Raw genomic sequence first — 12996 nt, forward strand, 5'->3', positions numbered from 1 at the left:
GGGAGTCATGAGCGAGAGAAGCGGTAAAGCGGGCGTGCCGGCCGATCGCCGGATCGCCGTGGTGGGGATGGCCTGCCGGGTTCCCGGAGCGGCGGACCCCGGGGCGTTCTGGCGGCTGCTGCGCGACGGCGCCGACGCCGTCACGCCGGCTCCCGCCGGCCGCGGCCTGCCGGACGGCACCCACGGCGGCTTCCTCGACGAGGTCGACCGGTTCGACGCGGCGTTCTTCGGGATGTCCCCGCGCGAGGCCGCCGCCGTCGATCCGCAGCAGCGCCTCGCGCTCGAACTGGCCTGGGAGGCGCTGGAGCACGCGGGGTTACGGCCCGGACGGCTGCGCGGCAGCCGTACCGGCGTGTTCGTCGGCGCGATGACCGACGACTACGCCAGGCTCCAGCACGCCGCCGGCGCGCTCTCCGCGCACAGCACCACCGGCCTGAGCCGCGCGGCCCTCGCCAACCGCCTGTCGCACCTGCTCGGCCTGGCCGGCCCCAGCCTCGCCGTCGACACCGCCCAGTCCTCCGGGCTGGCCGCCGTGCACCTGGCCGTACGGAGCCTCCTCGCCGGCGAGTCGGCCCTCGCCCTCGCGGGCGGCGTCCATCTGAACCTCCTCGCCGAGGGGTTCGCCTCCGCCGCGCTCTTCGGCGCCCTCTCGCCGGACGCCGCCGATGCCCGCTGCCGCGTGTTCGACGCCCGCGCCAACGGCTACGTACGCGGCGAGGGCGGCGGCATCGTCGTCCTCAAGCCGCTGGCCGCCGCGCTCGCCGACGGCGACCCCGTCCACGGCGTCATCCTCGGCAGCGCGCTGGGCAACGGTACGGGCCACACGCTGACGGCGCCCGACCCCGCGGCGCAGGAGCGCGTCATCCGGGCCGCGTACCGGGACGCCGGGGTCGACCCGGGCGAGGCGCAGTACGTCGAACTCCACGGCACGGGCACGCCGATGGGCGACCCCGTCGAGGCGGCGGCGCTCGGCGCCGCGCTGGGGACGGCGCGGCGCGGGGCCGGCGAGGAGCTGGTCGTCGGCTCGGTGAAGACCAACATCGGGCATCTGGAGGGCGCGGCCGGCGCGGTCGGCCTGATCAAGGCGCTGCTGAGCCTGAAGCACCGGGAGCTGCCGGCCAGCCTCCACTTCGCGGAGCCCCACCCGGGCATTCCGCTGGACGAGCTGAAGCTGCGCGTACCGACCTCGGCGGGGCCGTGGCCGCGGGCGCAGGAGGAACGTCTCGTCGCCGGCGTCAGCTCGTTCGGCATGGGCGGCGCCAACTGCCACCTGGTGCTGGCCGACTGGCGTCCGGCACCGGCGGAGCGGGAGCGGGAAAGCTCGTACGGCACGCTGCCGTGGGCGGTGTCGGGGCGCAGCGCGGCGGCCCTGCGCGCGCAGGCCGGGGCGCTGGCGGCGCATGTCACCGGCACTGACACCGGCACCGGCACCGGCACCGGCACGGGACTGGCCGACCTCGCGGGGTCGCTGGCCACCACCCGCTCGGCGTTCGAGCACCGCGCCGTGGTGCTCGGCGACGGCCGCGAGGCGCTGCTGTCGGGCCTGGCCGCGCTCGCGGACGGCAAGGACGCGCCCCACGTGCTGCGCGGCGTCGCCCCGGTGCGCCCGGCGCCCGGTGCACCGGGGGAGCGCGTGGCGTTCCTCTTCTCCGGGCAGGGCAGCCAACGCGCCGGCATGGGGGGCGCGCTGTACGAAGCGTTCCCCGCGTACGCCGAGGCGTTCGACGCCGTGTGCGCCGCACTCGACGCCCACCTCGCCCGGCACCTGCCGGACGCGCCGCCGCTGCGGGACGTCGTCCTCGCCGGTGCGGACACCCCGGAGGCGGAGCTGCTGGGCCGTACGGTCTTCACGCAGCCCGCGCTCTTCGCCGTCGAGGTGGCCCTCTACCGGCTGCTGGAGCGCTGGGGCGTCACCCCGGACGTACTCCTGGGCCACTCGGTCGGCGAGTTGGCGGCGGCGCACGTCGCCGGGGTGCTGGACCTCGCCGACGCCGCCGCCCTGGTCACCGCCCGGGGCGCGCTCATGCAGGCGCTCCCGGCGGACGGCGCCATGGCCGCGATCGAGGCGAGCGAGGCGGAACTGCGCGCCGCCCTCGCCGCGTACGAGCGGGAGCACGGGCAGGAGCCGGGCCGCCGGCTGGCGATCGCCGCGCTCAACGGCCCCGCGGAGACGGTCGTCTCCGGCGACGCCGACGCCGTACGGGACCTGACCGCCGCCTGGTCCGCGCGCGGCCGGAAGACCACCGCGCTGCGCGTCAGCCACGCCTTCCACTCGCCGCACATGGACGGCATGCTCGACGCCTTCCGCCGGGCCGCCGAAGCCCTCACCTACCATCCGCCGCGCATCCCGCTCGTCTCCGACCTCACCGGCGCCCCGGCCATGGCGGAGGAGCTGTGCACCCCCGACTACTGGGTCCGGCACGTGCGCGAGGCCGTCCGCTTCCTCGACGGCGCGCGCGCCGCGCGCGCCGCCGGGGCGACGGTGTTCGTCGAGATCGGGCCGGGTGCCACGCTCAGCGGCCTGACCCGGGACTGCCTGGGGGACGACGCGGAGGCGCTGGTCCTGCCGACGCTCCGGCGCGACGCGGCGGCGGACCGGTCCCTCCTCACCACCCTCGGCGAACTCCACGTGCGCGGCGTCGAGATCGGCTGGGACGCCTTCTTCGCCGACGCCGGCACGCGCCGGGTCGAGCTGCCCACGTACCGCTTCCAGCGCAGCCGCCACTGGACCGGAACGTCGCCGGGGGCGCGGCCCGTAGCGCCGCCGGAGACACCGGACGCGCCCGAGGCAGAAGGGGCAGCCGTACCGGAAGCCGCGCCGACCGGTGGGCCCGTCCCTGCCGATCTCGCGGACCTCACCGATCTCGTACGGACCCACACGGCCGCCGCACTCGGCTACGACTCGGCCGGCGCCGTCAGCACCGAGACCGCCTTCCGCGACCTCGGACTCGACTCGTACGGCGCCACCGACCTGCGCCAACGCCTCACCGCCGCCACCGGCGTGCCCCTCCCCGGCGCCGCCCTGTTCAACCACCCGACGCCCGCGGCGATGGCCGCCCTGCTGCACATCGCCCTCGGCGGCGACGAGACCCGGCGGCAGCCGGACGGCGCCCCCGCCGCGGTGCCGGCGCCGGACGACGACGACCCGGTGGTCGTCGTCGGCATGGCCTGCCGCTACCCCGGCGGCGTCGGCTCGCCGGAGGAGCTGTGGCGGCTGCTCCGCGAGGAGCGGGACGCGACCGGGGACTTCCCCGCCGACCGCGGCTGGGACCTGGACGGCCTGCACGACCCGGACCCCGACCGCCCCGGCACGTCGTACACCGCGCGGGGCGGCTTCCTGGACGATGTGGCGGGCTTCGACGCCGAGTTCTTCGGGATCTCGCCGCGCGAGGCGCTGGCGATGGACCCCCAGCAGCGGCTGCTGCTGGAGACGAGCTGGGAGGCCGTCGAGCGCGCCGGGATCGCGGGCGGGACGCTGCGCGGCAGCCGCACCGGCGTCTTCGTCGGCGCCACGGCGCAGGACTACGGGCCGCGCATGCACGAGGCCGCGGACGGCCTTGAGGGCTACGTGCTCACCGGCACCACGCCGAGCGTCGCCTCGGGCCGGATCGCGTACGTCCTCGGTCTTGAGGGCCCGGCGGTGACGGTGGACACGGCGTGTTCGTCCTCGCTGGTGGCGCTGCATCTGGCGGCGCAGTCGATACGCGCGGGCGAGTGCGAGACGGCGCTGGCGGGCGGGGTGACGGTGCTGTCGACGCCCGGGATGTTCGTGGAGTTCAGCAGGCAGCGCGGGTTGTCGGTGGACGGCCGGTGCAGGTCGTTCGCGGCGGGCGCGGACGGGACGGGGTGGGCCGAGGGCGTCGGCGTGCTGGTCCTGGAGCGGCTGTCGACGGCGCGGCGCCACGGGCGGCCGGTGCTGGCGGTGGTGCGCGGTACGGCGATCAACCAGGACGGCGCCAGCAACGGTCTGACCGCGCCCAACGGGCTCTCGCAGGAGCGGGTGATCCGCGCGGCGCTCGCGAGCGCCGGGCTGGACGCGGGCGACGTCGATGCCGTGGAGGCGCACGGTACGGGTACGGAGTTGGGCGACCCGATCGAGGCGGAGGCGCTGCTCGCGACGTACGGCCAGGGGCGTTCCGAGGGACGTCCGCTGTGGCTGGGGTCGGTCAAGTCGAACATCGGGCACACGCAGGCGGCTGCGGGTGTCGCGGGGATCATCAAGATGGTCCAGGCGATGCGGCACGGCGAACTGCCCGCGACGCTGCATGTGGACGAGCCGACGTCGCACGTCGACTGGACCGCCGGGGGTGTGTCGCTGCTGACGCGCGCCCGGTCGTGGCCGGAGGTGGACCGGCCGCGGCGGGCGGCGGTCTCGTCGTTCGGCGTGAGCGGCACGAACGCGCACGTGATCCTGGAGCAGGCCGACGAGCAGGCCGACGAGCAGGCCGCGGCGGAGCAGCCCGCGGCGGCCGGGGTGACGTCGTGGCCGCTGAGCGCCCGTACGATTGCTGCCCTTCGCGCACAGGCGGCGCGCCTGCACGACCACCTGGCGGAACGGCCCGCGCTGGACTGCGGCGAGGTGGCGGCTGCCCTCGTACGCCGCACGCGGTTCGACCGGCGCGCGGTGGTCGTCGGGGCCGGGCGGGCGGAGTTGGCGGCGGGGCTGGAGGCGCTGGCGGCGGGTGTGCCGCACGAGGGTGTGCCGCACGAGGGTGTGGTGCAGGGAGCGGTGGTGCCGGGGAAGACGGTGTTCGTCTATCCCGGGCAGGGGTCGCAGTGGGTGCGGATGGGTGCCCGGCTGCTTGCCGACTCGCCGGTGTTCGGCGAGGCACTGGCGGAGTGCGCGCGGGCGCTGGCCCCGTACACGGACTTCGATCTTCTCACCGTGCTGACCAGTGACGATTCTGCCGTGCTGGAGCCGGTGGCGGTGGTCCAGCCCGCGCTGTGGGCGGTGATGGTGGCGTTGACGCGGTGGTGGGAGCACCACGGCGTACGTCCGGACGCGGTCATCGGGCATTCGCAGGGGGAGATCGCGGCCGCGTGCGTCGCGGGTGCGCTGAGTCTGGACGACGCGGCGCGGGTGGTCGCGGAGCGGTCGCGGGCGTTGACGGCCCTGGCGGGTACGGGCGGGATGCTGTCCGTAGCGCTGGACGAGGCCGGTGCGGACGCGCTGCTGGCGGAGTGCGGCTTCGCGGGCGAGGTGTCGGTGGCGGCGTTCAACGGGCCGTCCGCGGTGGTCGTCGCGGGTCCGGCCGACGCCTTGGACGCGGTGCAGGAGCACTGCGCCCGGCTGGACGTACGCCATCGGCGGGTGCCGGTGACGTACGCCTCGCACACGCCGCTGGTCCTGCCGCTGGAAGCGGAGCTGGAGAAGCGGCTGTCGGGCATCCGGCCCCGGCCGGCGCGTATCCCCTTCTACTCCACCGTCACCGGCGCGGCCATCGACACGACCGCGCTCACGGCCGACTACTGGTTCACCAACCTGCGTTCGCCTGTCCGCTTCCACCAGACCGTGCAGTCGCTCCTGGCCGATGGCTACGGCCACTTCCTCGAACCCAGCCCCCACCCCGGCCTGCTCACGGCCATCGAGGACACGGCCGACACCGCCGATGCCCACGCCGTCACCCACGCCACCCTCCACCGCGACGACGACACCCCCCACCGTCTCGCCCTCGCGCTCGCCCACACCCACGCCCACGGCCTGTCGGTCATCTACGACACCCCCTCCACCCCCGCCGACCTGCCCACCTACCCCTTCCAGCACCAGCACCTGTGGCTCTCCCCCACCCCCGCCGCGACCGCCCCGGCCGCCGGCCGCCACCTCTTCCTCGACGCCCCCGTCTCTCTCGCGACCTCGGGCGGCGTGCTGTTCACCGCCGAGGTCTCGCTCGCCACGCACCCCTGGCTCGCCGACCACGCCGTGGCCGGCACCGTGCTCCTCCCCGGCGCCGCGATGGTGGAGCTGGCGCTGCACGCCGCCGACCGCGTCGGATGCGCGCACGTCGACGAGCTGACCCTGTCGGCCCCCCTGCTCCTCCCGGCCACCGGAGCCGTGCGCCTCCAGGTCACCGTGGACGCGCCCGGCCCCGAGGGCCGGCGGGCCCTCGGTATCCACGCCCGCCCCGCCGCCGACGACGAAGCGCCGTGGACCCCGCACGCCGAGGGCGTGCTGTCCCGTACCGCCGACGCCGCAGCGCCCCGGACCGACCTCCCCTGGCCGCCCCCCGCCACCCCCGTCGACCTCTCGGACGGCTATCCGCGGCTCGGCGCACGCGGCTACGACTACGGGCCCGTCTTCCAGGGCCTGCGCCGGCTGTGGCGCGACGGCACCGGCAGCGTTCTCTTCGCCGAGGTGGCGCTGCCCGACGACGCGACGGACGACGCCGAACGGGCCGGCGTGCACCCGGCGTTGCTGGACGCCGCCCTGCACGCGGTGCTCCTCGGCGCACCGTCCGACCGCACGCTGCTGCCCTTCTCCTGGTCCGGCGTACGCCTTCACGCGACCCGCGCGACCTCTCTGCGCGTACGCGCCACCCGCACCGGCGACGACGCCGTGTCCCTCGTCATGACCGACCCCGCCGGCGACCCCGTCGTCACGGTGGACCGGCTGTCCCTGCGGCCGGTCGAGGCGGAGCGGCTGCGGGACGCGGCCGGCGGACGGCAGGACGGGCTGTACCGGGTGGCGTGGACGCCGGTGGCGCACGGCCCGGGCCGCGCCGACCACATCGAGATCACCGACCTCACAGAACTGGCCGTCCTGCCGGTACCCGTCCCGGAGTTCGCGGTGGTCCGCGCGCCTGCCGCCGACCCCGACAGCGGCGCGATACGTGCCTCGGCGGCCCGCGCGCTGGAACTGGTGCAGGGGTGGCTCGGGGACGAGCGGTTCGACGGCTCGCGGCTGGTGTTCGTGACCGGCGGGGCGGTGGCCGTCGAGCCGGGTGACCGGGTGGACGACCTCGCGGGCGCCGCGCTGTGGGGGCTGCTGCGGTCCGCCGAGTCGGAGTTCCCGGGCCGGTTCGCCGTCGTGGACTCCGACGACGACCCCGCCTCCGCGGCCGCTCTGCCCGCGGCGCTCGCGACGCGCGAGCCGCAACTCGCGCTGCGCGCCGGGCGCGTGACCGTACCCCGCCTCACCCGCCACACCCCCGCATCCGCCGCGGCCCCGCAGCCGGACGCGGACCCGGCACCGGACGCCTCGCCCTTCGGGCCCGACGGCACCGTCCTCGTCACCGGCGGCACCGGCACCCTCGGCGCCCTGCTGGCCCGCCACCTCGTCACCCGCCACGGCGTACGCCACCTCCGGCTCGTCTCCCGCCGCGGCCCCCGCGCCGCCGACGCCGACGTACTGCGGGACGAACTGACCGCCCTCGGCGCCACCGTCACCGTCACGGCCTGCGACCTCACCGATCCCGACGCCGCGCGCGAGCTGATCGACGCCACCGCCGCGCCCCGCCCGCTGACGGCCGTCGTCCACGCCGCCGGGGTCCTCGACGACGCCTCGATCACCACCCTCACCCCGGAGCGCCTGGACGCCGTCCTCGCCGCCAAGGCCGACTCCGCGCTCGCGCTCCACCGCGCCACCGCCCACCTGCCCGAGCCCCCGGCGCTCGTCCTCTTCTCCTCCACCACCGCCACGCTCGGCACCCCCGGCCAGGCCAACTACGCCGCCGCCAACGCCTTCCTCGACGCGCTGGCCCACCACCGGCCCCGTACCCGCTCGATCGGCTGGGGGCTGTGGGCGGAGGCCAGCGGCATGACGCGGCACCTCGGCGACGCCGAGATCCGCCGCATGGCACGCAACGGCGTCGCGCCGCTCGGCACCGACCACGCGCTCGCCCTCTTCGACGCGGCCACGCGCTCCCTCGGCGCCACCGCCGCCGAGCACCCGCCGCATCTGGTCGCCGCCCGCCTCAGCCTCCGCGCCTTCGGCGACGGCGACGCGGCCGTACCGGCCGTGCTGCGCGACCTCGTCCGGCTCCCCGCCCGCCGGTCCGCCGCCGCGTCGGCGGCGGAGGAGGACACGTACGCCGCACGCTGGGCGGGCATGCCGGCGGCGGAGCGGGAGCGCGAGGCGCTGCTGCTCGTACGGGAGCAGGCGGCGGCGGTGCTCGGCCACGACTCGGCGGAGCCGATCGAGCCGGGCCAGACGTTCAAGAGCCTCGGCTTCGACTCGCTGACGGCCGTGCAACTGCGCAACCGCCTCGCCGGCGTCGTCGGCCGCCGGCTGCCGACCACCCTGGCCTTCGACTACCCGACGCCGCACGCCCTCACCACCTTCCTGCTCGGCGACGACGCCGCCCGGCCGCAACCGGCGCAGGCCGCGGAGGCCGCGGAGGTCGCGGACGATCCGGTGGTCATCGTGGGCATGGCCTGCCGCTACCCGGGCGGCGTCGCCTCGCCCGAGGACCTGTGGCGGCTGGTGACCGAAGGGCGGGAGGGCCTGGGCCCGTTCCCCACCGACCGGGGCTGGGACCTCGACGGGCTGTTCCACCCCGACCCGGACCGCCCCGGCACCTCGCACACGCGCGCCGGGCACTTCCTCTACCGGGCGGGGGACTTCGACCCCGGGCTCTTCGGGCTGTCGCGGCGCGAGGCGCTGGCGATGGATCCGCAGCAGCGGCTGCTGCTGGAGACGAGCTGGGAGGCGTTCGAGCGGGCCGGGATCGACCTGGCCGCGCTGCGGGGCAGCCGGACCGGCGTGTTCACGGGGCTGATGTACCACGACTACGCGGTGGGCGTGGACGCGGGCGCCGAGGGCGTCGAGGGGCATGTGCTGACCGGGACGCAGGCGAGTGTGGCGTCGGGTCGGGTGTCGTACGCGTTCGGGCTCGAAGGCCCGGCGGTGACGGTGGACACGGCGTGTTCGTCGTCGCTGGTGGCGCTGCATCTGGCGGCGCAGTCGATACGCGCGGGCGAGTGCGAGATGGCGTTGGCGGGCGGGGTCACGGTGATGGCGAGCCCGGGGACGTTCGTGGAGTTCAGCAGGCAGCGCGGGTTGTCGGTGGACGGCCGGTGCAGGTCGTTCGCTGCGGGCGCGGACGGTACGGGCTGGGCCGAGGGCGTCGGCGTGCTGGTGGTCGAGCGGCTGTCGGTGGCCCGGCGCAACGGGCACCGGGTGCTGGCCGTGGTCCGCGGCTCGGCGGTGAACCAGGACGGTGCGAGCAACGGGCTGACCGCGCCCAACGGGCCGTCCCAGCAGCGCGTCATCCGCGCCGCGCTCGCCAGCGCCGGCCTGGGCACGGGCGACGTCGACGCCGTCGAGGCGCACGGCACGGGCACCACCCTCGGCGACCCCATCGAGGCGGAGGCGCTGCTCGCGACGTACGGGCACGGGCGTTCCGCCGACCGGCCGCTGTGGCTGGGGTCCGTCAAGTCCAACATCGGCCACGCCCAGGCCGCCGCCGGTGTCGCGGGGATCATCAAGATGGTCCAGGCGCTACGGCACGGGGAGTTGCCCGCGACGCTCCACGTGGACGAGCCCACGCCGCACGTCGACTGGGCGGCGGGAGGCGTCGCGCTCCTCACCGACGCCCGCTCCTGGCCGGAGGTGGACCGGCCGCGGCGGGCGGCGGTCTCGTCGTTCGGCGTCAGCGGCACCAACGCACACGTCATCCTCGAACAGCCCGAGCCGGAGCCCGAACCCCCGGCGGCGACACCGGCCGGACCCGTGGCCGTGCCCCTCTCCGCGCAGGGCGACGAGGCGCTGCGCGCGTACGCCGGGACGCTCCACGGGCATCTGGCGGAGCGCCCCGGGCTGCGGCCCGAGGCCGTCGCCGCGGCGCTGCGGACGCGGGCGCGGCTGACCCGGCACGCGGTGGTCGTCGGACAGGACGGGCCGGAACTGCTGGCGGGGCTGGCGGCGTTGGCGGACGGCGTGCCGCACCCGGGTGTGGTGACCGGGCGGGGGGTGTCCGGCGGGACGGTGTTCGTGTATCCGGGGCAGGGGTCGCAGTGGGTGGGCATGGGTGCCCGGCTGCTGGCCGAGTCCCCGGTCTTCGCCGACGCCCTGGCGGAGTGCGCGCGGGCGCTGGCCCCGTACACCGACTTCGATCTCCTGGCCGTCCTCACCGGCGACGACCCGGCCGCGCTCGAACCGGTGGAGGTGGTCCAGCCCGTCCTGTGGGCGGTGATGGTCGCGCTGACCCGCTGGTGGGAGCACCACGGCGTCCGTCCCGACGCGGTCATCGGGCACTCGCAGGGCGAGATCGCGGCCGCGTGCGTCGCGGGCGCGCTGAGCCTGGACGACGCGGCGCGCGTGGTCGCGCAGCGGTCGCAGGCGTTGACGGCCCTCGCCGGTACGGGCGCGATGCTGTCCGTCGCGCTGGACGAAGGCGGCACCGAAGCGTTGCTGAAGGAGAGCGGCTTCGCGGGCGAGGTGTCGGTGGCGGCGTTCAACGGGCCGTCCGCGGTGGTCGTCGCGGGTCCGGCCGACGCCCTGGACGCGGTGCAGGAGCACTGCGCCCGGCACGACGTACGCCATCGGCGCATCCCGGTGACGTACGCCTCGCACACGCCGCTGGTCCAACCCCTGGAAGCGGACCTGGAGGCACGGCTCGCGGGCATCGAACCCCGGGCCGCCGACATCCCCTTCTACTCCACGGTCACCGCCGGGCCGGTCGACACGACCACCCTCACCGCCCGCTACTGGTTCACCAACCTGCGTTCGCCGGTACGTTTCCACCAGACCGTCCAGGCGCTCCTGGCCGACGGCTACGGCCACTTCCTCGAACCCAGCCCCCACCCCGGCCTGCTCACGGCCGTCGAGGACACCATCGACGCCGCCGACGCCGAAGCCGTCACCCACGCCACGCTCCACCGCGACGACGACACCCCCCACCGCCTGGCCCTGGCGCTCGCGCACACCCACGCCCACGGCCTCGCGCCCACCCTCGCCGCCGCGGCCCCGCCCGCCGACCTGCCCACCTACCCCTTCCAGCACGAACACCTGTGGCTCTCCCCGCCCACCGCCACCAGGTCGAAGCAGGACACCCTCAACACCTGGCGCTACACCGTCACCTGGCGCCCCCACACACCCGACGCGGCCCCGCCCCGGCTCACCGGCACCTGGCTCCTGCTCACCCCGCCCAGCACACCCCCGCCCGCCGCACTGGTCGCCGCCCTCGAAGCCGCCGGCGCCGCCGTCACCACCGACCCCGGCCACCCCGACCCGGCCGGCATCCTCAACCTCGACCCCGACCCCACCGCCACCCTCACCCGCCTCCACGAGCGGCAGCGCCACCCCGCCGCACCCCTGTGGACGGTCACCACCCACGCCGTACGGGCCACCCCCCACGACCCGCCGCCCGACCCCGACCACGCCCGGACCTGGGGCCTCGGGCGGGTCGCCGCGCTGGAGTACGTCCGGCACTTCGCCGGCCTGATCGACCTCCCGGCCGACCCCGGCCCGCACCACTACACCCGCCTCGTCCACCACCTGGCCGGCCGCGGACACCCCGACCACGAACCCCACCTCGCCATCCGCGACGACGGCGGCCACACCCCGCGCCTGACCCGCGCCCCGCAGACCGCCCCGCCGCCCGGCGCCGGCTACCGCCCCCGCCACGCCACCCTCGTCACCGGCGGCACCGGCGCCCTCGGCCCGCACATCGCGCGGTGGCTGGTCGGCGCCGGCGCCGAGCACCTCGTCCTCGTCAGCCGCCGCGGCGAGGCGGCCGACGGCGTCGCGGAGCTGGTCGCCGAGATCGAGGACAAGGGCGCGCGGGTCACCGTCGCCGCCTGCGACGTGGCGGACCGGGACGCGGTCGCGGACCTCGTACGCCGCCTCGACGCGGACGGCTGCCGGATCGGGACGGTGATCCACGCGGCGGCGGCGATGCGGCTCAACTCGCTGGACGCGCTGACCGTCGAGGAGTTCCACGAGGTCGTGGAGGCCAAGGTCGCGGGCGCGCGGCACCTGGACGAGCTGCTGGCGCACCACCCGGTGGCGGCGTTCGTGCTCTTCTCCTCCATCGCCGGCGTGTGGGGCAGTGGCGACCACGGGGCGTACGCCGCGGCCAACGCCTGGCTGGACGCGTTCGCCGAGCAGCGCCGCGCGCGCGGGCTGCCCGCCACCTCCGTGGCCTGGGGCGTGTGGGGCAGCGACACGCTCCCGGACGCCGTCGACCCGGAGTTCCTGCGCAAGCAGGGGCTGCCGCTGCTCGACCCGCAGACCGCGCTCGCCGGGCTCCAGCAGGCGCTCGACCACGACGAGACGTTCGTGGCCCTCGCGGACGTCGACTGGGAACGGTTCCTGCCCGTCTTCACCTCCGCCCGGCCCAGCCCGCTGCTCGCGGAGATCGCCGCGGAACAGCAGGCGCGGCAGCCGTCGAAGGGGCAGCCGGAGGACGAGCCGGTACGCGACGGGTCGCCGCTCGCGCGGCGGCTGGCCGGGCTGGCGCCCGACGAGCGCGAGAAGGAACTGCTGGCCGTCGTCCACTCCTGCCTCGCCGCCGTCCTCGGCCGGCGCCCCGGCGCCCAGGACCCGGCGGACACCACCGACAAGACCCCGTTCCGGCAGCGCGGCATGGACTCCCTGCTCGCCGTCGAACTGCGCAACCGGCTCGCCGAGGCGACCGGCCTGCGGCTGCCCGCCACCCTGGTCTTCGAGCACCCCCACCCGCTCGCCGTCGCCCGCTTCCTCGGCGGCGAACTCGCCGGCCGGCTCGCCGACGAGCCGCCCGCCGCCTCCGTACGCGCCGAACTCGCCCGCCTCGAAGCCGCGGTCACGGCACACGGGGTGGGCGCCCCGGAGCGTACGGAGATCGCCGCCCGCCTGCGGTCCCTGCTGGCCGGCCTCGACACCCGGGGCGCGGCACCCGCGGCACCCGCGGCGGACGCCGGCGGGGCGGACGGCCCGGAGGCGGCGGACGACGATCTCGATCTCGTCAGCGACGACGAGATGTTCGACCTCATCGACCGCGAATTCCGCGACGGCTGAGGCGTGCGACCCATGCCGACCGCCGTACCCACAGCCGGACCGCCGCACGACGTGAAGGA

1 protein-coding gene is annotated in these 12996 nt (G+C 76.4%); it reads left to right on the forward strand.

Translation table 11 applies throughout. From position 1 onward, the window contains the following. Positions 1-7: 7 nt before the first annotated feature. Positions 8-12937, forward strand: a complete 12930-nt coding sequence (locus QBL21_RS00175) for a type I polyketide synthase (protein WP_407559884.1) — start codon at positions 8-10, stop codon at positions 12935-12937. Positions 12938-12996 lie beyond the last annotated feature (59 nt).

The organism is Streptomyces sp. 184, from assembly GCF_045781775.1.
Classification (GTDB): Bacteria; Actinomycetota; Actinomycetes; order Streptomycetales; family Streptomycetaceae; genus Streptomyces.

Coding starts and splice junctions, on each gene's coding strand:
- QBL21_RS00175 (WP_407559884.1), top strand. CDS start 8: ATGAGCGAGAGAAGCGGTAAAGCGGGCGTGCCGGCCGATCGCCGGATC.